Below are 26,325 nucleotides of genomic sequence, written 5' to 3' on the forward strand. Positions count from 1 at the left end.
TGCGGGGCTAACGCTCGATTCCCTCTCTACCTTTATTCCTTGGCTTGTTCTAGGAGTTCCGGCCACGTTAACTTGCCAAGTAATCGGGATGCTCACGGTTTTGGCCTTTGGGCTATTTTTTGTTTACGCAGCCCACCTGTCTTCTTCCCCCGACCAAAAGGCGAGAAATAGGAAAACATCTTTTGTGAAAGCGGTTTAAACCGGCTTTTCGATTTTTAGCGTGGTGACCCCAAAATAAGTAAGGCTCGCAGTCCTCTGCGAAGATGGATGTCGACTAAAACAAATTCATCTGCAAGGAACTACGAGCCGTGTTCAAGGATACCGGGCAAATCGACGCTGCGTCGATTCTGCTGAACCTCACCGACTACCACGTCATCACCGCCACCCACGAACCTGCCGGACGGCAGGTCCTCATCGAACCGGTCGCCACCGAAGCAGCCTGCCCCTCCTGCGGGGTGCTGACCACCAGGATCCAGGCCAGACCGGTGCACCGGGTCAAGGACCTTCTCGCCGGCGGTGACGGCCTGCAGATCTAGGTGCGCAAGCGCCGCATGGCCTGCCAGGAACCTGCCTACGAACGCCGCTCGTTCGTGCAAACCACCGCGCAGATTCCCTTCCGGGCCAGGATCACCACCAGGCTTTCCCAGCGCCTGGTGGACGAGATGAGCTGCGAGCTGCGAGCTGCGCGCCGTTTCCCGGGTCGCCGCGGCGCACGGGTGTCCTGGCCTGCGGTGATGGCCCGGCTGAACGCTGTCGGGGAGTTGGTCGGGGACGTGGACCGGATGTTCGTCCGGCGCCTGGGCATCGACGAGCACAGGTTCCGCAAGGTCCGCTACGCCCGCGGCCGGAACGGGAAAGTCGTGCGGATCGAGCCGTGGTCCATCGTGTTCACCGACCTGGATACCGGCAAGATCCTGGATATCGTCGACGGGCGCCGTGGTGCGACGGTGCGCAAATGGTTGAAGTCCCGGCCGCGGTACTGGCGTCAAAGGGTCCAGTTCGTGGCCATTGATATGTCTTCAGAGTTCCGCAAAGCGGTGCGGGAAACCCTGCCCAAGGCGAAGATCAGCGTGGACCATTTCCATGTGATTGCCCGCGCGAATTTGATGATCACCCAGGTACGCCGGCGCCGTTCCCACGAGGTGCATGAACGCCGAGGAAGAGCGGCGGATCCGGCCTACAAGTACCGGAAATTATTGACCTGTAATCTGGAGAACCTGTCGATCACGCAGGTTGAACGCCTGAAGCTGATCCTCGAATCAGATCCCGAACTGGGGGTGATCTACGGGATCAAGGAGCACGTGCGGCAGCTGTTGAAGACCAGGGATATCCATGAGTTCCAGTCGAGGTGGGCGGTGCTGGAGAAATCCGTGAGAGCAACGAAAATGGTTGAGGCGAAGTCGCTGTTCCGCACGCTCACGGCCTGGCGCAGCCAGCTGCTGGTCTTCATCCGAACGAGGCTGACGAACGCGCGGAGTGAGGCGGCGAATCTGACGGCGAAGAACCTGAAACGGATCGGTCGAGGCTACCGGAATCATGGTCATTATCGGCGTCGGATATTGTTGTATACGGCGGGGCTACGGCCGTGCTGAACATCCTGCACCACGCTGAACTTTTAAGAGCCTTTAAACCCATGTCATCGAATGTTTCATATGGGATCATCTGCATGGTTGCAGGCGCGGCGTTATTGCTCACTTTGAGCATTCTCGGACAGTCTCGTTCAAGCTCCGATTCGAGTTCTAGCGAACGTGTTCGCGGAGCCGTGATGTTGCCCAGGTGGCTCGGGATTCCAGCATTATTTCTGATCGCCGCTGGCACGAGTTTCTTCACCGTGAACATGCTCAGCTAAGAGATCGCGCCAATAGGAGCGAAACATCCGCAGTAAGTATTAACGCCAGCGTAATTAACCACGCCAGGCACGTCATCAGGCAACGAAGCAGCCACGGACAGCGTTAAGCAGGGTTTGCCGGGAACCGTTTACACGAGAAGGTCACGCGCCTGCCCTCCCGAGATTGTCAGGTTGTTTGCGTAAGCCCCTAGTCACGTCCATGCTGCAGGGCTTCGTCATCCTCATCGGTGGGAGGCAAGGCCCAATCGAAAGCCTTCAGAACCAGCTGTTTCCTGTTGGCACCGTCTCTTAGATGGAATCCTCCCAAGTGATGCCGAATTCTCGTTTCAGCATCGACTTGGCGCCGATGAACCCTCCCATGCCGTGGACCGATGGTCCGGGCGGGACTGCCGAGGAGACCAGGTACAGCCCCTTGCTGCCCAGGTACCAGGGATCGGTTGAAATCACTGGACGGCGGATGCTGCCCAACAGGTCCATGGTGCCGCCGGACAGATCGCCGCCCACCAGCGCGGCGTTCTGCGCTTCCAGCCCCTGCGCGGTGACTACATGGGATTCGATGATCAGCTCGCTGAATCCCGGGGCGGCGGCCTCGATCATCGAGCGGATCTGTCCGCTCATGTCCGCAGGGGAGCCCAGCGGCACATGGCAGTAGGCCCAGAGAACCTGCCGGCCGTGCGGCGCGCGCGAGCCGTCGAAGACCGAAGGCTGGGAAACGATCATGAACGGCTTGCCCGGCGCGCGGTGCTTGGCTTCGCGCTCCGCGCGGCCCACCTGCGCGGCTGTCCCGCCCAGGTGTACGGTCCCGGCCTGCGCCAGCACCGGGTCTTTCCAGGGCACCGGCTCCGAGAGCACGTAATGGACCAGGCAGCTGCCCGGAGACCGACGTGTGGCCGCCAGCGCCTTGGACAGCTTGGACGGCAGCCGGTTTCCGGCGATCTGCCCGGCCATCTCCGCGGACGTGTCGAACAGGACGATGTCTTCGGGCAGCTGGCCGAGGCTGGTGACCCGCTGGCCGGTGCGCAGGCGCCCACCGCGGGCCTTGACCTGTTCGGCGAGCGCATCGGAAATCGCCTGGGATCCGCCGCGCGGAATGGGCCAGCCCTTGGCATGGGCCGCCGCCGCAAGGAACAATCCCGCACCCGCGTTGGCCGGGCCGCGCGATCCCCCGGCCACGTGGGCGGAACAACCGGCGTACAGCGCCGCGGCCCGTTCGTGCTTCGAGGAGAACAGGTCCTTCAGCCCCATGCCGCCCAGGGTGCTGGCGCCGAAGGCGGCCAGCGTCACCGGGTGCGAGGGGACCTTCAGCAGCGGGTTGAGCAGGGTGTCGCCCAGCTCGTCCATCCGCTGCACCAGCGGAGACAGCAGCCGGGAGTACAGCGCCCCGCCGGCGCCCAGATCCTGCGCGGTGCGCTCGAGGTCCCGCCAGGCGTAGGCGGTGCGGTCGTCGAGCACATGGGCGAAGGACAGCTCCGGGATGATGAAGTCCACCGCGTCCAGCACCCCCAGCTCGCGCATCGCCGGGGACTGCAGGGCCATGGGATGCACCGCGCTGCCCAAATCGAAGCGGACCGCCGACCCGCCCAGCGGCTGGGTGCGTGCCGCCCCGCCCAGGGTGTCGTTGGCCTCGTACACGGTGACGTCCAGCCCGGCACGGGCGGCGACCGCGGCGGCGGCCAGCCCGTTCGGGCCGGAGCCGATGACCGCTACGGCGCTCATGCGGTGGGTCCCGTGGTGGTCGATGCGGGTTCGGGATGGCCTGTGGATTCCACTGGTTCCTTTTCTTTCTGCGGGTTCCGGGCCCCGCAGGCCCTCGAGCCGCGCAGGGTGAAGGCGTCGGGCATGCCGGCGAACGGGCCGGCCAGCGGGTCGTCCTGTCCCACTGCGCGGATGGGATCGCGGCGCGGATCGAGCACCGAACGCGCCACCAGGTACATCAGGTACGCCAGCATCAGCATGTGGGCGAGGACCAGGAAGATGTAGCCGTTTTCCGGGAACACCTTGTGGATGTCGTCGGCGTCCAGCGAGTCCAGGTAGAACCAGAGCCCGTAGAAGTGGGCGACTTCCACCAGCATCCAGATCGCGAATTCACGCCAGCGCGGCAGGGCCAGGGCGAACAGCGGGATCAGCCAGACGACGAACTGCGGCGAATACACCTTGTTGACCATGACGAAGGAGGCCACGATCAAAAATGCCAGCGAGCCCAGCCGCGGGGTCCGCTGCGCGGCCAGGCCGAGCACCGCGATGCCCGCGCAGCACAGGAAGAAGATGGCCAGCCCCCAGAAGGACATCTGCTCGGCGTTGACAGGCTCGAGCACCTCGGACTTGCCGGCCAGCAGGTTCCAGACGTGCCAGAAGCTGGAGAAGCCGGCGCCGCGTTCGGAGGAGAAGGCGAAGAAGTGCTTGAACGAGTCCGGGTAGGCCAGCGCATAGGGCAGGTTGACCAGGGCCCAAGTCAGCGTCGCGGTGCCGGCCGTGACCCAGAAGGGTTTGAGTTTTCCGGTGCGCACCGCGATCACCAGCACCGCGCCGAGCACGAAGAACGGGTAGATCTTCATGGCGGCGCCCAGGCCGATGAGGATGCCTGCCAGCACGGTGTGCCGGCGCGCGAAGCTGAGCATGCCCAGGGCCAGCAGGGCCACGGCCCACATGTCCCAGTTGATGCTCCCGGCCAGGATGATGCCCGGGGCAATGGCCACCATCGCGGCGTCCCACGGGCGGCGGCCTCCCATGCGCAGCGTGCAGACAACCGTGACGATCCACAGGATGGCCACGAGGAGCAGGTTCATATCGAAGTAGACCAGCGAGCGGTTGGCGGCCCCCTCGGGCACCAGCCAGGCCACCACGGAGGCGACCGCGCTCATCAGCACCGGATACTCGAACTGCGCCTGCGCGGAGAAGGGCACCCACGGGTTCTCGGCGAAGCCGCGGGCGCCGAAGAGCGGCACCCAGTCGCTGTAGCAGGCGTAGACATAGGGGTTGCTGCCGCCCCAGCCGTTGAGACGGCAGGGGTTCTTGGCCAGCAGCATCAGCAGCGATGCGGCGACGGTCATCAGGATCAGCACGCGTTCCACCGTGAAGAATCCGGGATTCACCCGTCCGGGGTCGCTGTGCCTGCCCAGCGGGCCGCCGATCACTGCGGTGAATTGGCGCAGGAAACCGTCGGCCCTCGAGGGCACGGTGATCCGCAACGGGCCCCGGGCGGACTGTGGCTGCTTTGACTCGCGCATACCCTCCAGCCTAGTAGCTCGGCCTATTTGAACGGTGCTGCCAGCGACTGTTTCATCACTTGGGTTCACAAAATTACGGAGGGCGCGGCGTGCAGGACACCGCAGGGCCCGACCGGTCCTGCGCGGGCGGGCAGGAGCCGCCCGAACCCCGCCCCTGCCCCCGGAACATGGCATCGAAATGGTTGCTGACAAGGCTTTCAGCAAACCAGCAGGTAATTAAACCCGCACTTCACCCTGCGTTTACCCGAGTGCCCCCGGATGGTTAACTCCGGTGATTAACGTCGAACCCGTGAGCAACACCAACCAGCCGCAGGTCCTGGCGATCATCCCCGCACGGGGAGGGTCCAAGGGCATCGAGCTTAAGAACCTACGCCGGATCCATGGCAAGTCCCTGCTGGGACGCGCCATCGAATCCGCCCAGGCCGCAGCGTCAGTCAGCGATGTTGTGGTGAGCACCGACCATCCCGGGATCAAGGCCGAAGCCTTGTCCTACGGGGCCCGCGTGGTGGACCGCCCGGCAGAAATCGCCGGCGATACCGCCACCAGCGAATCCGTCCTGGTTCACGTGCTTGAACGCGAACCGGCCTTGCCGCAGGCGACCGTCTTCATCCAGTGCACCAGCCCGTTCATCGATCCGACGGATCTCGACGCGGCAGTCAACCGGGTGCTGCGCGGCGAGCTGGACGTCAGCTTCGCCGCCGTCGCGGACCATGGATTCCACTGGTCGCTGGATTCCGCCGGGCTCGCCCAGGCGGTAGGCCACGACAAGTCGGTCCGTCCGCGCCGCCAGGACCGCGAGCCGCGTTTCCGCGAAACCGGCGCGTTCTACGCCATGGATTCTACGGGATTCTTGGCAGCAAACCACCGATTCTTCGGCCGGGTCGCGATCCAAGAGGTACCCGCCGAGCACGGAATCGACATCGACACCGAAGCGGACCTGCTGCTGGCCTCCCTGCAGGAGGAACAGCATCCGGACCCGGTGCTGGTGGACGCGGTCGTCACCGATTTCGACGGGGTGCACACCCCGGACACCGCCTACGTCGACCAGTTCGGCACCGAAACCGTACGGGTTTCCCGTTCGGACGGCATGGGCGTCTCCCGGCTGCGCGCCGCCGGGGTGAAGTTCCTGATCCTGTCCAAGGAGACGAACCCCGTGGTCGCCGCCCGCGCCGCCAAGCTGAAGGTCGAAGTGGCGCACGGCATCGAGAACAAGGCCGAATACCTGGCCCGCTGGCTGGCCGACGAGTCGATCAACCCGGCCCGCGTGGCCTACGTCGGCAACGACGTGAACGACCTGGGCGCCATGGCCTTGGTCGGTTGGCCGGTCGCCGTCGCCGACGCCCAGCCTCGTGTCGCCCAGGCGGCCCGACTGAACCTGTCCCGCAACGGCGGGCACGGGGCGGTGCGCGAGGTGGCCGAGCTGGTGCTCGCAGCCCGCAGCGACGCCGAAGCCGCAGCCAAAAGTTTCCCAAGTTTCACCCACTGAAAGGCAATACCATGACCTCTATTACCACTGACATCAAGCCGGTAGCCATCGGCGAAAACCTGCTCGGCGCAGGACAGCAGGTCTACGTGATCGGCGAGATCGGCATCAACCACAACGGCGACATTGAAATCGCCAAGCAGCTGATCGACATCTCCGCCGAGGCCGGCGCCAACGCGGTGAAGTTCCAGAAGCGCACCCCGGAGATCTCCACCCCGATGGACATGCGCGACAAGATCCGCTCCACTCCGTGGGGTGACATGACCTACATGGACTACCGCTACCGCGTGGAGTTCGACGCCGCGCAGTACAAGGAACTGATCTCCTACGCCGCCTCCAAGGGCCTGCACGCCTTCGCCTCCCCATGGGACGTCCCATCGGTCGAGTTCATGGAGGAGCAGGGCGCGGTGACCCACAAGGTCGCCTCCGCCTCGGTCACCGACATTGAGCTGCTCACCGCCCTGCGCGAAACCGGCAAGCCGATCATCCTGTCCACCGGCATGTCCACCATCGAGCAGATCGACAAGGCCGTGGAGACCCTGGGCACCAACAACCTGGTGCTGATGCACGCCACCAGCACCTACCCGCTGCCTCCGGAAGAGGCCAACCTGCGCATGATCGAGACCCTGCGCGACCGCTACCAGGTTCCGGTGGGCTACTCGGGCCACGAGCGCGGCCTGCAGATCTCGCTGGCCGCCGTCGCCCTGGGCGCGGTGACCGTGGAGCGCCACATCACCCTGGACCGCACCATGTGGGGCTCAGACCAGGCGTCCAGCCTCGAGCCGAAGGGCTTCGCCGCGCTGATCCGCGACATCCGCATCCTGGAAGAAGCCATGGGCGACGGCGTCAAGAAGGTCTTCCCGGGCGAGCTGGCACCGCTGTCCCGCTTGCGCCGCGTCGACGGCTAAGCAGCACACGCACCGCATATCCGGCGGCCGGACCATCCCGGTCCGGCCGCCGGATGCTACCCACCGACGTCAGCACCGAATACAAGGAAGCCGAGCAGCAATGACGAGCTTGACCCCCGGCCGCATCTCCGTGGTCATCCCGGCCTACAACCAGGAGGCGTATATTTGCGATGCGCTGGCCTCGCTGGCCCGGCAGAAGCTGGGCCGCTGGGACCTCGAGGTGCTGGTGGTGGACGACGCCTCCACCGACGCGACCGCCGCGCTGGCGGACAGCTTCCGCGACTCGCTGCCCGGGATCCAGCTGATCCGGCTGGAGCAGAACGCGGGTGTCTCCGCGGCCCGCAATGCCGGGCTGCAGCGGGCGACCGGCGAGTACTTCACCTTCCTGGACCCGGACGACTGGTACAGCCCCGAGCACCTGTCCGTGCTGGCCGACGCCCTGACCGGGCTGCATGTGGACTTCGTGCGCAGCGACCACGTGCGCGTCACCGGCACCAACCGCGTCATCCACCGCGCCCCGCAGGCGTTGCGCGGCATGCCGCTGAACCCGGCGGACGACATCGAGCCGATCGATTCGCCTTCCATGGTCGACTACGCGTTCGTCTGGGCGGGCATGTACCGCACCGAGTTGATGCGCCAGCGCGGCCTGTTCTACTTCGACGAGGACCTGAGCAGCGCCGAGGACCGGCTGTGGCTGTGGAAGGTGCATCTGGACACCGCCCGCTACGCCGTGGTCTCCTCCCCCAGCGTGTTCTACCGCCGCGGGCTGCCCGGTTCACTGACCCAGGTGTTCGACGAACGCCAGCTCGGGTTCATCCGCGCCTACGAGCGGATCCTGTCCGCCGTGCGCAGCCACCCTGACGCCGAGCGCCACCTGCCCAAGGCGCTGCGCCAATTCTTCGCGATCGTCTGCCACCACGAGAAGCGCGCCAAGCACTACCCGCCGGCGGTGCGGCTGGCCATGAAACAGCGGCTGCGCCAGGTCTTCACCTCGATCGACCCGCAGTCCGCCCTGCAGGTGGCGCTGGAGATGGATGTGGCCCGACGCCGGCACATCCTCTCCTTCCTGCAGCCCGGAACGATCGGAGCCGCAAAGTGATCGCATTAGTCGAGGCCAGCAGCTACTTCCAGCTCGCCTCCCTGGCCGCCATGGCCGACGCCGGCCTGCTCCCGGCCGCCGACGAGCGCATCCTGGTGCTGGCCAACGGTTCCCAGGTGCCGGAGCTGACCACCCCATTGCAGGACGCCCCCGGTTTCGAGCAGCTGGCCTCCCGCTTCGACCGCGTGGTGGACTACGCCCAGCTGATGGCCCCGCGCCGCCCCGCGCAGTTCAACCCGCGCGAGGACGAGCTGCTGGTCTTCGAGCGCCTGCTGCGCGACGCCTGGGACCTGGACGACGAGCCGCTGGTACTGGTGCTTGAATCCATACAAGTCAATCCATCGCAGGCACTGGCCAGGATCTTCTTCGACGCGGAGATCTGGGTGCACTCGGACGGGCTGATGTCCTACGGGCCAACCCGCAACCGACTGGCCATGCCGTTGCGCCAGCGCATCACCCGCACCCTCCACGTTGACCTGGTGCCGGGGCTTGAACCGGCGCTGCTGGCCGAGCTGAATCCGCTGCGCGAGGTGCTGCCGGCTTCCGCGTTGGCCGCCGTGTTCGAGCAGCTGGCCGCGCAGGCGGCCCTCGAGCTGCCGCAGGGAGCGGCGCTGGTGCTCGGGCAGTACCTGGGCTCCCTGGGCTTGCTGGATGCCGAGGAGGAATTCGAGCTGCACCTGCAGATGCTGCGCGAGGTCGGCCACGCCGGGCTCGGCACCGTGCTGTTCAAGGCCCATCCGTCCGCCAGCCCCACCGCCGCCGTCCGGCTGGCCCAAGCCGCCGCGGACCTTGGCCTGGAATTCCGACTGCTGCGCACCGACCACCTGGCCGAAACCGTGATCGCGCTGGCCCGGCCGCAACTGGTGGTCTCCTGTTTCTCCACGGGATTGGCGACCGCCCGCTACATCCTGGGCACCGAGGTGCGCGCAGTGGGCACCGGCATGATGCTGCAGGCGCTGGCGCCGTACGAGAATTCGAACCGGATCCCGCTGTCAATCATCCATGCACTGTTCGTCCAGGACCTGCCGCTCCCCCGCGACAGCGGAATTCCTGCCGGAGAAGACATGCTGTCGCGCCTGCTGGCGGCCGTTTCCTTCTGCATGCAGTCGGCCCGGGTCCCGCACCTGCGCGAGCAAGCGTCCGCTTTCCTGGACGAGCACTACGCCGAGTATTCCGTGCATTTCAAGCGGCGCCGCATCACCAAGCTGGAGCTGCCGCCGCGCTGGGTCCACCTGCCCACCCGCCGCAGCCTGCCCTCGAAAGTTCGCGGGGCATCGCGCCAAGTGCTGCGCCGCGGCTCCAAGGGGTTAGACTCCTTGTCCAAGTCGCTGAGCCGCCTGGCCCAATGACTTCCGCCGTCCGCAGCGAAGGAATCGCCTGTTCCATGTCCATGAACCTGTCCCGCCGCGATACCTCCGAGGTGCCGCGACCGCGCTTCGGTGCGGCCGCGGTCTGGGTGGAGTCCCCGTTGCAGCTGCTCTCCGCGGTGGAAACCCACGCGGCCGGGCTGCTGGGCCACGAGGTACGCATCGTGCCGAGGCAGGGCATGCCGCTGGAAGCCACGACCCAGGCGCTGCTGTCGAAGGCCCCGGCCGGCGTGGAATTCATGCGTGCTTCCCGCAGGCCGCCTGCACCGAAATACTCCACTGACCGCTTCGTCGCGGGGGATGCCTACTCTGGCAAGGTCCAGCGGGCACTGCTGGCCGGGGTGAAGGCCAAAGAAGTCATCATCATCGATGACGGCCTGGCCACGCTGGCACTGATCAACCAGCTGGTGGCCGGGGAACCGACCCCGCTGGTCCGCGCTCGAGCGAGGAATTCCGCGGCGCGCAGCGCCATGGGCCTGGCCATGTGGCATCGGCTGCGCCAGCTGGCCCGCGAAGGGCGGCTGCTGATCGTCTCCGCGCTGCTGGTTTCCCCTGCGACCCAGCGCCGCATGGCCGAGCTGGGCATCAAGTTCGCGCAGCACAAGTTTGAATGGCTTTCGACCCAGCCGGTGGCCGAACGATTCACCGAGCCGACGCTCCTGATCGGCTCCGCCATGGTCGCCGACGGGCTGATCCACGAGGAGCCCTACCGCGAATGGATCAGTTCCATCGCCGCCGACGGGCCGGTCGCCTATTTTCCGCACCGACGCGAAAGCACGGAATTTCTGGAGAAAATCAGCCAGATCAAGAACGTTGTTCCCAAGCAGCACACGGTTCCGATCGAAATGCGGCTGCGTGAGCTGCGGCCCGGCCAGGAGATCCGCGCACTGCCTTCGACCGTCATCCCGTCCTTGCGCCTTCTGCTGGGCAAAGACGCGCGTCAGCTCTACCCCCAAGCAGTCCCGGAATCATGGTGGACTGAGTCGACCCCGGTGACGTTGCGCGAACACCTTTCCAGCTCCTTGAAGGTTTGACATGTCAGCGAATCACTCCATTCTCGCCATCGCCGATTCAGATTCCTACCTGAAGCTGGCCGTGACCTTTCTCGACCGGCTCGGCCCGGCATGGGACAGGCGGGTTGCCTTGGTGCGAACGCCGGTAATGCCTACCGAGGAACAAATTGCCGCAGCGTTTGACGGCACGAGCCTTGATCCGCAGGATTTGCAGTTCATGACCCTGCATCAGCTGAATGCGGAGTCGATCCCCGAAGACATCGTCTTCGCTGCGGCCACCGGTCCGGTGGTTGCCGATGCCTATGCTCGGATCCTGCGCACGGAGCCGGCGCAGGCCCGCCGTACCGCCCTGATCTCCGCACTACCGGGTGTCGCCTACCCTGCGACGGCCAAGGGGTGGAACTACCGCCGTGCCGGAGATGCGTTCATCTGCCATTCCCACGCAGAAGCCCGGGATTTCTCCTTCATGACCGAGGAACAACCAGGACACCAGCCAACGATCATGGTCAGCAAGCTGCCCTTCCTGCATTCGTCGGGTTTCCCACCGGAACCGCATGGGGAGATCCAGAGGGTCGTTTTTGCTCCGCAGGCGAAGGTGCCTTTCACCCGCGAGGATCGCGAAGCGATCCTGTTGACCCTCGAGCGGACCGCTCGGTTGAACCCCGGCCTCGAGGTGATCGTGAAGTTGAGGGCCCGCGCGGGAGAACCGCAAACCCACCTTGAAGCTTTTCCCTATGATCAGCTCTGCAACGAGTTGCAGGCTACCGGCAGGCTGGGACCGAATTCCCACCTACGGTTCGAAACCGGCACCATGTCCAATGTACTGACACCCCGCAGCGCTCTGGTCACCGTGTCATCGACCGCCGCACTCGAATCACTCGACCGGGGCCTTCCGACGATGATCCTCTCCGATTTCGGAGTGAACGAGCAAATGATCAATGAAGTCTTCCGCGGCTCGAATATTCTTGGATCCATGCAGGATCTTGAAGCGCTCTCTTTCGCGGTTCCCACCAAGGCCTGGTTGCGGGAGAACTATTTTCACCGCATGGACGGCAGTTTCAACGAGTCGATGGCGATTTTGGCCTCACAAGCCCGCAAAGGACGACTGACGACCAACCCAGAAGTTCTTGCACTTATCAGAAACCCACCGATGCGTCAGCGGCTGCGAACGGTGCTTCCCACGCCCGTAGTGCGCATGTTGCAGAAAATAAGAAGATTCCTGAACAGCCAGGGCCGAAAGAATCTCAGATCCACGTCATGAACAAAAATAATTTTGATACTGACATTGATTTGACCTTGAATTCCTCGGCAGTGTCATTATTAAACTTATTTATAGCCCTGTACAAAGTACCTTTGAAACGCCGTCATGGGCAACTACAACATTGATCTGATCTGACCCGTGTTCAGGGCACGATTCGTTGACCTACTGTGATTACCGGCAATTCCGGGAATGTTTCAGGGCCCTAAGGACTTAAGATCAATAGGGGCATATCTCTGTGCCGCGTCTTCTGCGCGCCCAGTTGCCCGGAGGTTTATACATTTCAATAAGGAGTTCATGTGTCGGCGAACCCGATTCGCGTTGCCATCGTTGGCGTAGGCAACTGCGCCACTTCACTTATCCAAGGTGTCGAGTACTACCGGAATGCCGATGCAAATTCCACCGTTCCCGGTTTAATGCATGTGCAGTTCGGCGAGTACCACGTCGGCGACGTGCAGTTCGTCAGCGCCTTCGACGTTGACGCCAAGAAGGTTGGCCTCGATCTGTCCGAGGCAATCCTCGCCAGCGAGAACAACACCATCAAGATTGCTGACGTCCCGACCACGGGCGTGACCGTTCAGCGTGGCCACACAATGGATGGCCTGGGCAAGTACTACCGCGAGACCATCGAAGAGTCGGCGGCCGAGCCGGTCGACATCGTCCAGTCGCTGAAGGACGACAAGGTCGACGTACTGGTTTGCTATCTGCCGGTTGGTTCCGAAAAGGCCGCAAAGTTCTATGCCCAGTGCGCCATTGACGCCGGCGTCGCCTTCGTCAATGCCCTGCCCGTCTTCATCGCAGGCACCCCTGAGTGGGCCCAGAAGTTCACTGATGCAGGCGTCCCGATTGTTGGCGATGACATCAAGTCCCAGATTGGCGCCACCATCACCCACCGCGTGATGGCGAAGCTCTTTGAAGACCGCGGCGTGGTGCTCGATCGCACTTACCAGCTGAACGTCGGCGGCAACATGGACTTCAAGAACATGCTCGAGCGCGACCGCTTGGAATCCAAGAAGATTTCCAAGACCCAGGCCGTCACCTCCAACACCTCGGCCGAACTGGGCGAGGACGACGTGCACATCGGCCCGTCGGACTACGTTGCTTGGCTTGACGACCGCAAGTGGGCGTTCGTGCGCCTTGAGGGCCGCAACTTCGGCGACGCCCCGGTCAACCTGGAATACAAGCTCGAGGTCTGGGATTCCCCGAACTCCGCCGGCGTGATCATCGACGCTGTGCGCGCCGCCAAGATCGCACTGGACCGTGGTATCGGTGGACCAATCCTGTCGGCATCCAGCTACTTCATGAAGTCGCCACCAGAGCAGTACGACGATGAAAGCGCCCGCCAGAAGGTCGAAGCCTTCATCCGGGGCGACATCGAGCGCTAAGCCTCATTGAATCAGCAGCCGGTGCCGGGATCATTGATTCCAGCACCGGCTGCTTTTTTGTTGCCCGCAACCCCCGAATCAAAACCATGGCTGGTCTATTTCCGATTGGCGGCCGTATTTGGCACTTAATGCGGGAAGCCCGCCGGCTTGCAGGCCGGCGGGCCTCTGAGAATTGATCGGCGAGTTCATGATGTACTCCTAGGTTCAATGGTGCTGATAACGGTAATGGCGTTATCAGCATCTATCGAATGCGGAAGTACATTTCTGGCGGCACGTGGTTCTTCAACTCACGCTGGCGCATGTTGCGGCTGAATTCGGCGCTGTCAAGGTAGTTGATCTTGCGCTTGTCCTGGCGTTTGGTCATTTGCTTTCCCTCCCTTCGCGCAGCATCAAAGGGGCAGGAAGATCTTGACGGGTAGTAGAGATTGCACGAGCCTTCAGGCTTTCCGGTCCAGCGAAGATTAGTTCCGAGGTCCGAACTGCACGTTGGGCTGCCGTGGCGAAAAGTGGAGCAGACATGAAAAAGTTCCTAAGGTGGGAGTCGATTACTGACTTTCAACCTCAGGAACTTTGTCTGGATACCTAGATGATCTTAGGAGTCCGCTGTTCCGGAGGTTGGGGAGACGAAGCGATGGCCGTTGGGCGCAGAAATGCCTTTGCCGAATCGCACCGGGCGATCGATCACATAAGTCTGATTCATATTCATCGTGTCCCACCTCCTAAAATCTGCTCTGAGTCAATCGCGTGCAACGCGAGACTGTGTTCGGATAACTTTTCGATTCGAAATTCTCATTGAGACTTCCCAATCACAATATTCAGCATACATGCACGACGAGACGCACGCTAGCTATTTCAACATTTTATTTAAGAAAATTTCAGCCGCGCATGCGAAGAGCCGGATTCCCTGTGGGGAATCCGGCTCTTCGCTGCTGAACTAGTCAGACGCTACTATTCAGTAACTCCCGCTTGCGCCTCCGGTTGCAGTGCCCACCATTGACGGAGCCGCTCACCGGCAGTTTCCTCACCAAGCACGCCTTCATCAAGACGCAAATTAAGCATGAATTTATAGGCCCGCCCCACGACGGGGCCCGGGCGAATTCCGAGGATGGCCATGATCTGTTCGCCGTCCAAGTCCGGGCGGATCGAATCAAGCTCCTCCTGCTCCGCAATGGCTGCAATGCGTGCCTCGAGATCGTCATAGGCGAAAGCGAGCCGCTCTGCCTTCCTACGATTGCGCGTAGTGACATCCGAACGAGTCAGGCGATGCAGCCGCTCCAGCAAGCTGCCGGCATCCGTGACATAGCGGCGCACCGCCGAGTCGGTCCACCCGGCATCGCCGTAGCCGTAGAAGCGCATGTGCAGTTCGACCAAGCGGGCCACGGCCTTTGTGGTGTCCTTGTCGAAGCGCAGGGCGCGCATGCGCGCCTTGACCAGTTTGGAACCAACCATGTCGTGATGGCGGAAGGACACCGCGCCGCTAGGCTCGAACTTCCGGGTTGCCGGCTTCCCCGCATCGTGCATGAGCGCAGCGAAACGCAGAACAAAATCCGGGCCCGGAACGGCTCCCTCCGCGTCCGTTTCCAGTTCCATGGCCTGTTCTAGCACCGTCAGAGAATGCTGGTACACGTCCTTGTGGCGGTGGTGTTCGTCGATTTCCAGACGCAGGGCGGACACCTCGGGCAGGACGCGATCGGCAAGACCGGTATCCACCAGCAGGTCGATGCCAGCACGGGGATCCGCTCCGTTGATCAGCTTGACCAATTCATCACGCACGCGCTCTGCGGAGATGATCTCGATGCGGTCGGTCATTTCACTCATGGCCTGGCGCACTTCCGGGCTCACTTCGATCTTCAGTTGCGAAGCGAAACGTGCCGCTCGCATCATGCGCAGCGGATCGTCCGAGAAGGAGATATCCGGCGAACCGGGAGTCCTGATCTGTTGGTCGGTCAGCGACGAGACACCGTCGAACGGGTCGACCAGCTCTAGCTCGGGCAGACGCAAGGCCATGGCATTCATGGTGAAGTCGCGGCGGAAAAGATCATCATGCAAGTTGTCGCCGAAGGCCACTACCGGCTTGCGTGAATCCTTGTCATAGGCATCAGCTCGGTAGGTCGTGACTTCGAGCGTGTATGTGCCCTTTTTGAAGGCAATGGTGCCGAACTCCCGACCCACATCCCACGTATTGTCTGCCCAGCCGGCAATAATTTTCAGGGTATCCTCGGGCCGTGCACTGGTGGTGAAGTCGAGATCGGGTGAAACCCGGCCGAGGTACAGGTCGCGGACCGGACCGCCCACCAGGGATAGCTCATGACCTGCCCGGACGAATCGGTCGGCGAGCTCAAAAATGACCGAGGGCAGGATTTGACGCAGTGCGTCATGAGTGGGGAGTACATGCATAGTTCCTTAAGCGTGCCAGAAATCCCGCAAGTTTGCTTCAAAAATCAGTGACATTGCCAGCGAGATCACTTACTTGCCCACGTCGATAAGGCGAAGGAGGGCACTTTCTAGATAGAGTGGATCCATGAACCGACCGATCCCGTCTGCCCCAAAGCGCACGCCGTTGACTGCGTCAATGGCCCGCGCGCAGGCAACTGGCGGTCATACGAGTCTGCCGACCGTCGAGGAAGTCTCCTCCGGAGGCATCGTCATCGACTTCGAAAAACCGGATTTTCCGGTGGCGATCATCGCTCGGTATAACCGCGGCGGGCGCCTGGAATGGTGCCTTCCCAAGGGGCACCCGGAGGGCGAAGAAACCAACGAGGAAGCGGCCATCCGCGAAATCGAGGAGGAAACCGGCATCGCCGGCAAGATCCTCGCACCCTTGGGTTCGGTTGACTACTGGTTCACCGTGACTAACTACCGGGTGCACAAGACCGTACACCATTTCCTATTGGAAGCCACCGGCGGGCATCTGACCATCGAAAACGATCCAGATCACGAAGCCGTGGATGTTGCCTGGGTGCCGCTCGATGCCCTGGGCAAACGCCTGTCCTTCCCTAATGAGCGCCGGATCGCAGAACTGGCACGCGAGGTTCTAACGAAGTATGTCTCAGGTTCCTAATTCGTTTCAGGGCTCCGACCAACCGGTAACAGGAGCGTTGGAAATGGTTCCCGAACCAGTGGCCAAAACCCCGGCTGCCTCCGGCGGCTCCAGGTCAAAGGTCTATGCCCTGATGGCCTCCGGCACCTTGGTGTCCAGAATCCTGGGCTTCGTGCGCACTGCCCTGCTGGCCTTGGCCATCGGATCGGTGACATCGGTGGCGGACATCTTCGAGAAGGCGAACGTCATCCCGACGATCATCTTCATGCTGCTGGCCGGCGGCATCTTCAACGTGGTGCTGATCCCGCAGCTGATCAAGGCATCCAAGGCCGCGGACCGGGGCGCCGCCTACACCTCCAAACTGATCACCCTCACCATGGTCGTCATGGGCGCGATGGCACTGGTCCTCACGCTGTTCGCCAGGCCCCTGATCGTGGCGCTGACCCACAACTGGACCGAACCGATGATTGTGCTGGGCACGGCCTTCGCGTACTGGTCGCTGCCCCAAGTCTTCTTCTACGGCCTGTATGCCGTGCTCGGCCAGGTGCTCAACGCCAACGGCAGGTTCGCCGCATTTATGTGGGCCCCGGCGGTCAACAACATCATCCAGCTGCTGGTCATCGGCGCATTCATCATCACTTTCGGCGCCTATTCCTCCGGGGACCCGATGGATACCTGGACCACCGGCAAAACCATCTGGCTGGCCGGCGGCGCAACACTGGGAATCATGATGCAATCGGTAGTGCTGCTGTGGCCGTTGAAGAAGACCGGCCTACAGCTCAAACTCGATTTTTCCTGGCGTGGCATGGGCCTGCGCCACGTGGGCAAGCTGGCCATCTGGACTCTGGCAGCCATGGTCATCGGCAACGTCTCCTCGCTGCTGTACTCGAAGATCGTCTCCGCTGCGACGGCCGCCCGAACCGAGCTGCCTGCGGAGCAGGCGGCCTCCGTGGCCGGCGAATACGCGCTGAACACCTCTCAGTTGATCACCGTGCTGCCGCATTCGCTGTTCGCGCTGACCGTCGCCACCGTGCTGTTCAACGACTTCACTCGGGCCTTCCACGAGAACCGCCGGCATGACGTGGGTGGGCTGCTCAGCCAGGGAATGCGCTCGACAGCCATACCCATCATCTTCTGCACGCTGGTTTTCATCGTGCTCGCTGGTCCGCTGGGGCGTCTCTTCGCCGGCAACTCCGAATACGCCGCCCAGGCCGCCGGAGCGCTGGGCCAGTTGCTGGTGCTCACTGCGCTGGGCCTTCCGTTCAAGTCCCTGCAGTTCTTCATGCTGCGCGTGTTCTTCGCCGATGAGGACACCCGCACCCCCATGTTGATCCAGACTGCCACCGCCGCCCTGGGTCTGGTGCTCGCCTTCACCGCGGCCGCCGTGGTCGACCCGCTGCACATCGCCGCGGCCATCGCCTTCATCTACGGCCTGACCAACGTGCTCGGCGCCATCGGCACACACTATTTGGTCAAGCACAGGTACGGGGACTACGGCATCACCCGGGTGATCGACACCTACGTGCGCATCGGCTGGATGGCAACCATTTCCGCATTGGTGGGCTGCTTGGTGCTGTGGTTCATGGGCGGTTTCAACTTCGGATTCGCCTACGATTCGCTGATCACCGCCATCATCACCGTGATCGTCGTGGGTGGCGTGATGGCCGTGGTCTTCATCGGTTTGCTCTACAAGACCAAGGTTCCGGAACTGGACGGGTTCCTGGGCCCCCTGCTGCGCCGAATCCCGGGACTTAAGCGCTAGCAGCGGCGCCGCGAAGAACCAAGGTGATTCTGCCCAAATAGCCACCAATCCGCCGACATCGGCAGGTAACATGGCAGATGGCGGTGCCTCACTGCCATCGAACCGCAAACCAACCCCTTGGAGATGCACGTGTCGCAGCCAATCGATGTCGGCTCCGTTCTCAGCGGCCGTTACCAGGTCACCGAGACCGTTTTGTCATCCGCAGAAGGCGATCTGGTCCTAAGCGGCATCGATCAGGTGCTCAACCGCGCGGTGAGCATCATGGTGGCTTCGGTTCACAATTCATCCCAGCTGGCCACTAGCGCCCGTGAAATCGCCATGGGCGAGCGTACGTCCAATGTCCAGGTTCTTGACTTGGGCATCACCGATTCAAATCAGACCTATCTGGTCGCCAACGTGGCCCGTTCGTCGGACATGCTTGATCTGGTGCTGGAAACCGACGAGGCGCCGTACGTGGAGCCGTTCTTCACCGACACCCTGGGCACCGAGATCTTCGGCGAATCGCGCCAGTCCGTCCCGGAGACCTACGCGGACGATGACGAGTACTACGAGAACCTTCGCTACGAGGACGCGTCCGAACAGCAGGGCAAGGTCGGCACCGCGCTGTCCAACGGCTTCGCCGGCTTCAAAAACCGCTTCGGCAAGAAGAACCAGCAGCAGTCTGCCGAGGACGTCTACGACGATTCCGGCTACCAGGAAGACGACGGCCAGCAGTATGCGGCTCCGGCCGATATCGACGACCAGACCGCTCCGAATGTCCAGGTGACTCCGACCGCCGCTACCCCGGTGGCTCCTGCGCAGCCCGAGGCTCCCAAGCCGAAGGTCACGCGGCTGGACGACAAGGTCGAGCCCAACGTCACCGCAACCGCTGCCCTGGCCGCCGCGGCACAGTCCAAGGGCCAGGCTCCCAAGGCCAAACCGGAAGAATCCAGGCCCCAGCAGCAGAAGCAGCAGCCCCAGGCCCAGCAGCCCAAGCCTGCCGCTACCTCGAGCGACGCCAAGAAGAAGGCTGCAGCGGCGGCTGCCGGCGTTGCAGCGGGTGCGGCCAGCGCAGCTGCACCCAAGGCCTCGACTTTCCCGGCAGCGGCCAAGAACGCTCCGGTGCAGAACCAGGCCGTCGAACAGGTTGACGAGGAGGAGAGCACCTCGCGCGGCACCCGCCTGCTGGTCGGTGCCGTACTAGTGATCGTTCTGGTCATCGGCGTGGTCTTTGCCTTCAACTTCCTGGGCGGCGACAAGGACAACCAGGCGGATGACAACGGGGCCCCGACCGTCAACGAAGCTCCAACCACCCCGGGTGAGTCCAATACCCCGGAGGAATCCGAGACCCCGTCACTGCCGGCTCCTGCTGTCGCCGACGTCTCCCGACTGGTTCCGGGCAATCAGGAATTGAATTCGGCAACCGACGATACTTTGTCGAAGATGACTGACGGGAATGCCTCGAGCAGCTACAAGTCCTTCTCCTACACGACAGGCAACTTCGGCGGATTCGCCTCGAACATGGTTTTCATCCTCGAGCTTGAAGAAAAGTCGGCTGTTTCCGAGATCTCGCTGGATGGCCTGAACGCCACCGGTGGCGCCTACGAAATTCTCGTGGGCAGCTCGGATGATCTGGGCAGCGCCACGTCTGTGGCCAAGGGTTCCTTCTCCGGCCCATCGGTCACCGTCCCGGTCAAGGATGGGGACAAGGACTTCATGGAAGGCCAGTACATCTTCCTGAATGTCACCGATCTGCCTCGCCGGGCCTCGGGTGCCAATCCTGATCGTCCATACGGTCTGCAGATCGGCGAATTCTCCGCCAAGTAACACGCGCGGAATTTTTTACCAAAGCAATGCGTTGAGGTGGATAGTGAGGTTAGCCCTCGCTATCCACCTCGCATTATAAGAACGAAAGGGTTCTACCCCCGTGACTTCAGTACAGAACGATGAAATCCGCGACGTAATCATCGTGGGTTCCGGCCCTGCCGGTTACACCGCTGCGATCTACACCGCGCGAGCAAACTTGAATCCCTTGGTGATTGCAGGTTCCGTAACCGCCGGTGGCGAGCTGATGAATACCACGGACGTGGAGAACTTCCCGGGCTTCCCGCAGGGCATCATGGGCCCGGACCTGATGGACAACATGCAGCAGCAGGCAGAGCGCTTCGGTGCTGAGATCCTCTTCGACGATGTCACCGAAATGAATCTAGAAGGCGAGATCAAGACCCTCTCGCTGGCCGACGGCACTGTGTACCGTGCCCGTTCCATCATTGTTTCCACCGGCTCCGCATACCGCGAGCTGGGATTGGCCGATGAGAAGCGCTTGTCCGGACACGGCGTTTCCTGGTGCGCTACCTGCGACGGCTTCTTCTTCCGCGAACAGACCATCGCCGTGATCGGCGGTGGCGACTCGGCCATGGAAGAAGCACTGTTCCTGACCAAGTTCGCTTCCAAGGTCATCGTCGTGCACCGCCGCAGCGAGCTGCGTGCTTCCAAGATCATGGCTGACCGTGCCCTGGCGCACGAGAAGATCGAGTTCGTCTGGGACTCCGAGGTTGTCGGCATCAACGGTGAGGACAAGGTCAACGGACTAGTCGTCAAAAACCGTAACACCGGAGAAGAGTCCACTTTGGACGTCACCGGTGTCTTCGTGGCCATCGGTAACGACCCTCGCGTGGATTTGGTCAAGGATCAGCTTGAGCTGACTGCAGAAGGCACCATCGCCGTCGACGGACGCAGCTCCAAGACTTCGCTGCCAGGCGTGTTCGCCGCGGGCGACGTCATCGATTCCACCTACCGTCAGGCCATCACTGCTGCCGGCTCAGGCTGCGCAGCGGCGCAGGATGTCGAGCACTTCCTGGCCAACGTCAAGACCCCGGCAGAAGCCGCAAACTAATTCCTCAGAAAGGGGTTGCATCTCATGAGCAACGCTAAAGCAGTTACCGAAGCAACGTTCCAGGCAGAGGTTCTGGAATCCGACAAGCCGGTCATCGTAGACTTCTGGGCAGAATGGTGCGGTCCATGCCGCCAGCTCGGCCCTATCCTGGACCAGATCGCTGAAGAGCACGCTGAAAAGGTCACCGTCGTGAAGCTGAACATCGACGAGAACCAGGCCCTGTCCGCCAAGTACGGGATTACCTCCATCCCAGCCATGTTCGTGTTCCAGAACGGCGAGCACGTAGCTTCTTCCCTGGGTGCCAAGCCCAAGGCTGTCATCGAGAAAGAATTTGCAGCCTACCTGTAGCCAGTAGCCGGCATTTTGAGTGGTGCGGCGGGAATTGTTCCCGCCGCACCACTTTTTTGTCTAAAAGGGATCTCAACTGCCCTTACCATTGTTCGAGTGAGCGAGGCGTTCTATCTTAGACACGTTACGCGCATCATTCCGGTTAAACATATTCATACGCTTGTTTTTCATTGAACTACAAGAGGTGATCCTTTATCTCTCGTTGTCGTCCGTGCCAGCTGTGCATAACTGTAAGCAGTTGATGCAGGCTTTCACCAAAGTCGACAGAACCTCGTCCGCCAGTCGTATAGGAGATTCTGATCCGCGGCTCCAATCCGCAGGCAGCCGAATCTTGGTGAATCGCATTGTTCTGATCTCGAACTGGCAGGATGCTGATTGTATTGGTTCGGAATGCCCTGGCCCCTACGAGCTACCAACTCCCGCCACCGTCGAGCGAACACTCCGTCCGGATATCTGAACAGTCGATATCGGGACCTCCCTGCCGCCATTCCAAGCGGAAAAGACCCGTACCTGCAAAGTTAGCCATGACACCAGTAAACGATTTCACTCAATCCCATAGAGCCTTTGCGTCCTAGGGCTTGCCCGCACCACCCCACATAACTGGAACACAATTGAAAGAGAGCGGAATTTCTTAGGCCATCAAAACGAAATCATTCTGGGTCCGGAACTTGTATGCCTTGAGCAAAGGCTACCGAAACTTGGTCACTCAAGACGCGACCAAGCCTGCAATCCTCAGCGTCATTGTATCGGTGCCCGATGGCTCAACACCGAGTTCATATAATTGGCAGCAATTAAGATCGTCGGCCCAAAGATTCCCCGATGCGTGAATATTCGAATCGTCGAGAGCCATCAATATTGCCGTTCATGGCCAGTAGCGGAGAACAACATTATTGTCGGTGAGGGGCACCAGATGTTCTCTTTAAGAGCCACCACGCGCCGCTGTTTAGACTCCTGACCACTGTTCCCCCAAGCACTGACTGCGCAGGAGATTCCGACTGCCACTGCTTCCGTGTGATTTACAGCGAAAGCGATGAGAGTCCTTGCATCTGCTGCCGCAGGAATCTTCCTAGACCTTAGGAGTGGTCTTCGCGCGCCGGCACAAATCTATCGACCATCAGTGATGGGTATTTTCATGCCCGTCGTTGGGCAGAAACCAATCTCCAATAAAAATGGCCAGGTCGGCAGCTGCGAGTCAATGTGCACACATGGGGATCGGTGCGGCTCAATAAGCGTTTGGGCTTCCGGAGCGCGGATATCGTTGAGTCGAGTCGGTGCAATGTCCGCCGAGTCTTTTGCGAGTGCATAAAGTGGGCAGGTGGCTCTGAACGGCAGTATTGGTGGTTCGCAAACATCCTAATATTCAATACACTCGTCGAGTTTAGCGAATACTCACTTTTGACCCGGTGACGCGTGCAGAATGCCTACGCCTTCTGCGTACGGTCTATGCAAGCATGAAAACTGCCACCGAAGAACTCGTTGTCACCCTGGTATTGAAATCTGCTAGTCATTTGCCGCCTTCCACAACAAGACGTATGCACTCCCGTTCTTGGTCTGTATCCTTTTGAGGTTTCTGGGAAACTGTCGCTGGCAACGCTGCAGCTCTAGGCTCAACATGGCCCGCACAGCCTTCTGGACCGAAACTCTCCTCAAGCAATCTATCCAAATATGAGTTCCCATCTCCTGTGCAGGACAAGGTCGTCGCCGCGAACCATCGAAATCCTCATTGAGTTCGCCTCATGCACGTTGGCACGCTCGCGGCTTCGACAACGCTGTCGGGATAGGTGAATCTGTTCGTTGCCGCAATTCGATGTTTGCTGTTGAATGGCACTTCCAACCGTTGGCATCGCATTCATACTTACGGCAACCATTCATTCCATCATGATGCCCAGTGTGTGTGGCGATAAGCTTCTATGGATTAGTTCCAGGCTGTCCTGCGTTCGGTGATTCGCAAATTTGACGACATGTACACCTGTGTCCTTATGGCGACTGCTACCTTGATTGGCACTCATATTTCGCATCATTCGCGCATTTCAAGTGTTCATAGGAGTGGACCTATGTATCTGCCTATGTTGACCGGACCCTTAGCTTCTCTTGCTAATGGGCCATTCCCCTGCATTGTTTCACGTGAAACACGATTGACGTCGATACCTTATTGGCGCATGCTGTGCACGCTCAGTCACGATTGCTTCAACGGATCTGTTTCACGTGAAACATGTTTCGGGCCAGACCGGGGCTGCGGGAATGATGATGTTTCACGTGAAACTCCTCGCGGAAGACTAGCCGGCCGCCGGCACCTCGCCGTGTTGTTTCACGTGAAACATGCTCTGATTCAAATGGCAGCATAGAGTCTCCGTCCTGAACCAGTAGGCCAGTGCCGCGCACCGCGGATCGGCACCTCGGAGCCTCGGAGCCTCGGAGCGCCATGGTGAAGGTCAACCACTCCCCCAAGCCCTGGCGGAAGGCTGTCGAGGCGGACTGCATGTACAACCACACCTTGGGAAGCTCGCGGGCTTCACGTGCTGCGCTGGGAATATCGTGGATCGCGGCGCAGTCGCAAAATGAGTCACGGGTGCCGGATCCTCCCGCCACCATTCCAAGATATCGCTTCATGGGCCGCCCATCGTTCCGCCCAGAAAGCTACCCAGCAGCCGGCAAGGTACTAGCCTTCTTGGCCTGATTTCCCGCGGGATGCGGCTGCCGGCACCACCGCAACTGTGAGGAAGTCTCGGAGTCAGCCGTATGTTGGCCGCCAGATTCCCCGCATTGCAGGCGTCAGCCTACTTCCGGTCGTTGGTGTCCGCGCAGAAAAGCCAATCCTACGACCAGCCGCAAGCAAGTCGGTTCGCTGTCGAAACCTTCTTTCCACGGAGATTCTCTCCTGCGCGCAACCTAAGCCAGCCGTGTCGATCATAGTTAGCGTCATCTCCTTGAACCAGAATTCTTCCCATCTCCGGCTGTTCCAAAACGTGATTCCCGATCGAATTGCTTCCTGAAATTACCCGCTGGTCATACCAGCGGAGAGCCCGATGCAGGTCGAATACCAAAGCAGCCCTCTCAGCCCGCCTGAGTGCTCCTCTGCGATGTTTCAGGCTCCACTGCTAGGGGAAGGCGCTACGAAGCGCTCAGACGCCGCAGATCACTCTCCACGAGCTTCTGAGCGCGACAATGAATATTAAGAGGCAAACTAATGAGCACGGACAGGCTACGTTGAAGTTCAAATATCCACCTCGGGTAGATCTGATGTAGTTTGTCCTGGCTACGACTCCATCTGCTTCTAGTCCAACTCAGCACAGCACTCGCGTGGCCACAGTAGCTCATTTCTAAATCAGCTCCCCTTTGCCCATCATAAAGATTCCTTGGGATCTCTCTCCCATCAGAAGTTGCCAAACTGAAAAAGGAAACGCGCGTAGGCAACGGGATCTACACAACGGAGCAGTCTTCATAATTTTGTCCCTGAACCGGTATGCGCATGTAAGTTATCCAGGCCTGCGAATTTAGCAGGAAATGTCGGTCCAACAATAGCGATGGTAGAGACGGCCGCACCCGGAATAACTTATCAGCGATCTTTCTCTTCGCATTTTGGAAGCTAGGCGGGCAGCAGTGAGAGAGGCGAACTTCTAGTGGCCCGATAGCAGCAATCGCTGTGTCCGATTCACAGACACAACTCAACCAAGGCACCAGCACTTCTTCTGTGACTCAGTTAGCTGAACACGGCAGAAAACTCCCTGGCCAGTATCTCGTAAAATTCGTACCTCTTTTTGCGTGGCCAGTCTTGAACGAGATGAAAGACTGCCCGAAGAAGACCGACCATCTCATTTCCATAGTTCGCTTCGGTTACCAACAGCATTCAAAGAATCGATTTCCTAAGGTGAGGGGGCATCACTCATCGGGCTGGCAACCGATATGCGTTCATCCCTTCAGATCAATGGAAGTTGAAACTCATGTTCGATTCTTAAGAACGACTGCCGAAAACATCAACTCCATCTTCGGGGCGGAGGCAATCTTCTAACGGAAGATTCGCGAAGCCGTAGAGTTGCCAGCGGGAATGCGGCATATGGTGTGCCGAGCCCCACCTGATAGGCCAAACTCATCAGACCGCCAAAAGGAACTCATTGAATTTCACAAGACTATCTACCAGAGCTCTTGGTTCTGTGTATTCGAACATCTCTGGAATCTTCGGGTCGTAATCCACCCCTAGTAGCCCAGATGAGCATTGTTGAGATACCTTCCTTCAGCAATACCTGCAGATGTTCACTGCAAAAGTCGACTGCTCAAAAAATTGCTTCATTATGCAAGGATGCTACTTCCACCGTGCGCAGGAAAGAATCTCGCTGGCGTGGCCGAGCGATGTCCTGCGCTGAACAGTTGGAGATACTTGATACGGGCAGAAGCTACCCCGTCGGGTAAATGTGAGAGGTTCAGAATGCGTTGGATTGATGGTGCCAAGGCTACTCCCCTGCTGTCAGCATCTCCCCTCCAAATCTTTTCCAATGTGAAGGAGACTGAATATTCGAAGCTTTGAGAGCCACCATTATTCCCGATCAGAGCCACCCGTTATTACGGTTCGGAGCCACCCATATATTGTTGTTCAGATCCACCTGCTTGATTGGCACGTTGGCTAGCGAATTGGCAGACATTGCACCGGACGAATGAAACGGTACTCGTGCTACGGAAGCGCGTAGGCCACTTGTCTCGCGCCGCACGCTGCAAT

At 60.8% G+C, this 26,325-nt stretch carries 17 protein-coding genes and 1 pseudogene; 14 read left to right on the plus strand and 4 right to left on the minus strand.

Annotation, left to right across the window (positions count from 1 at the left end):
- The first annotated feature begins 308 nt into the window (after positions 1-308).
- Positions 309-1,592: pseudogene (locus JQN66_RS17655) on the plus strand (ISL3 family transposase).
- On the plus strand, positions 1,586-1,849 hold the full coding sequence (locus tag JQN66_RS17660; RefSeq protein ID WP_204676140.1) for a hypothetical protein: 264 nt from the start codon (positions 1,586-1,588) through the stop codon (positions 1,847-1,849). The pseudogene JQN66_RS17655 and the gene JQN66_RS17660 overlap by 7 nt, the downstream one beginning before the upstream one ends.
- Before the next feature lie 288 nt (positions 1,850-2,137).
- On the opposite strand, the gene JQN66_RS17665 is transcribed toward JQN66_RS17660, so the two are convergent.
- Together JQN66_RS17665 and JQN66_RS17670 are read right to left on the minus strand one after the other, a co-directional pair.
- Complete coding sequence (locus JQN66_RS17665; RefSeq protein WP_204676141.1) at positions 2,138-3,565, minus strand: phytoene desaturase family protein; 1,428 nt, start codon at positions 3,563-3,565, stop codon at positions 2,138-2,140.
- Entirely contained in the window at positions 3,562-5,076 is a 1,515-nt protein-coding gene (locus JQN66_RS17670; RefSeq protein ID WP_204676142.1) for a glycosyltransferase family 87 protein, read from the minus strand. Before JQN66_RS17670 ends, JQN66_RS17665 begins: the two co-directional genes overlap by 4 nt.
- Before the next feature lie 289 nt (positions 5,077-5,365).
- Between JQN66_RS17670 and JQN66_RS17675 the strand changes: the two genes are divergently transcribed.
- The 7 genes from JQN66_RS17675 to JQN66_RS17705 all read left to right on the plus strand — a co-directional run bounded on the left by JQN66_RS17675 (position 5,366) and on the right by JQN66_RS17705 (position 13,589).
- Positions 5,366-6,562, plus strand: a complete 1,197-nt coding sequence (locus JQN66_RS17675; protein WP_204676143.1) for an acylneuraminate cytidylyltransferase — start codon at positions 5,366-5,368, stop codon at positions 6,560-6,562.
- Between the two features lie 11 nt (positions 6,563-6,573).
- Complete coding sequence (locus JQN66_RS17680) at positions 6,574-7,467, plus strand: N-acetylneuraminate synthase family protein (RefSeq protein ID WP_053799271.1); 894 nt, start codon at positions 6,574-6,576, stop codon at positions 7,465-7,467.
- A gap of 100 nt (positions 7,468-7,567) precedes the next feature.
- Entirely contained in the window at positions 7,568-8,566 is a 999-nt protein-coding gene (locus JQN66_RS17685; RefSeq protein WP_204676144.1) for a glycosyltransferase family 2 protein, read from the plus strand.
- Positions 8,563-9,915 carry a polysialyltransferase family glycosyltransferase gene (locus JQN66_RS17690; protein WP_204676145.1) on the plus strand — a complete coding sequence of 451 codons (1,353 nt, stop codon included), beginning with the start codon at positions 8,563-8,565 and terminating at the stop codon, positions 9,913-9,915. Before JQN66_RS17685 ends, JQN66_RS17690 begins: the two co-directional genes overlap by 4 nt.
- 35 nt (positions 9,916-9,950) lie before the next feature.
- Positions 9,951-10,967, plus strand: a complete 1,017-nt coding sequence (locus JQN66_RS17695) for a hypothetical protein (RefSeq protein WP_239464082.1) — start codon at positions 9,951-9,953, stop codon at positions 10,965-10,967.
- Between the two features lies 1 nt (position 10,968).
- Positions 10,969-12,207 (plus strand): DUF6716 putative glycosyltransferase, encoded by a 1,239-nt coding sequence (locus tag JQN66_RS17700; protein WP_204676146.1) that lies wholly within the window; start codon positions 10,969-10,971, stop codon positions 12,205-12,207.
- A 296-nt stretch (positions 12,208-12,503) separates the two neighbouring features.
- The gene (locus JQN66_RS17705) at positions 12,504-13,589 is read left to right on the plus strand and encodes an inositol-3-phosphate synthase (protein WP_188949310.1); all 1,086 of its coding nucleotides are present in this window, start codon (positions 12,504-12,506) and stop codon (positions 13,587-13,589) included.
- A 241-nt stretch (positions 13,590-13,830) separates the two neighbouring features.
- Here the strand turns inward: JQN66_RS17705 and JQN66_RS18645 are convergent, their stop codons facing one another.
- Positions 13,831-13,953 carry a hypothetical protein gene (locus JQN66_RS18645; protein WP_268240079.1) on the minus strand — a complete coding sequence of 41 codons (123 nt, stop codon included), beginning with the start codon at positions 13,951-13,953 and terminating at the stop codon, positions 13,831-13,833.
- Positions 13,954-14,537: 584 nt separating this feature from the next.
- A complete protein-coding gene (locus tag JQN66_RS17710) occupies positions 14,538-15,986 on the minus strand; it encodes a CCA tRNA nucleotidyltransferase (protein WP_188949309.1) in 1,449 nt (482 codons plus the stop codon).
- Between the two features lie 124 nt (positions 15,987-16,110).
- Between JQN66_RS17710 and JQN66_RS17715 the strand changes: the two genes are divergently transcribed.
- The 5 genes from JQN66_RS17715 (at position 16,111) to trxA (ending at position 21,614) form a co-directional block, all read left to right on the plus strand.
- Positions 16,111-16,650: an NUDIX domain-containing protein gene (locus JQN66_RS17715; RefSeq protein WP_188949308.1), complete on the plus strand. Its 540-nt coding sequence runs from the start codon at positions 16,111-16,113 to the stop codon at positions 16,648-16,650.
- A gap of 43 nt (positions 16,651-16,693) precedes the next feature.
- The gene (murJ, locus tag JQN66_RS17720) at positions 16,694-18,391 is read left to right on the plus strand and encodes a murein biosynthesis integral membrane protein MurJ (RefSeq protein WP_229777428.1); all 1,698 of its coding nucleotides are present in this window, start codon (positions 16,694-16,696) and stop codon (positions 18,389-18,391) included.
- A gap of 129 nt (positions 18,392-18,520) precedes the next feature.
- The gene (locus JQN66_RS17725) at positions 18,521-20,197 is read left to right on the plus strand and encodes a hypothetical protein (RefSeq protein ID WP_204676147.1); all 1,677 of its coding nucleotides are present in this window, start codon (positions 18,521-18,523) and stop codon (positions 20,195-20,197) included.
- A gap of 100 nt (positions 20,198-20,297) precedes the next feature.
- Positions 20,298-21,266, plus strand: a complete 969-nt coding sequence (gene trxB / locus JQN66_RS17730) for a thioredoxin-disulfide reductase (protein WP_204676148.1) — start codon at positions 20,298-20,300, stop codon at positions 21,264-21,266.
- A 24-nt stretch (positions 21,267-21,290) separates the two neighbouring features.
- Complete coding sequence (gene trxA / locus JQN66_RS17735; RefSeq protein ID WP_047120561.1) at positions 21,291-21,614, plus strand: thioredoxin; 324 nt, start codon at positions 21,291-21,293, stop codon at positions 21,612-21,614.
- Positions 21,615-26,325: the final 4,711 nt, after the last annotated feature.

Source organism: Glutamicibacter protophormiae (assembly GCF_016894325.1).
Lineage (GTDB): Bacteria > Actinomycetota > Actinomycetes > Actinomycetales > Micrococcaceae > Glutamicibacter > Glutamicibacter protophormiae.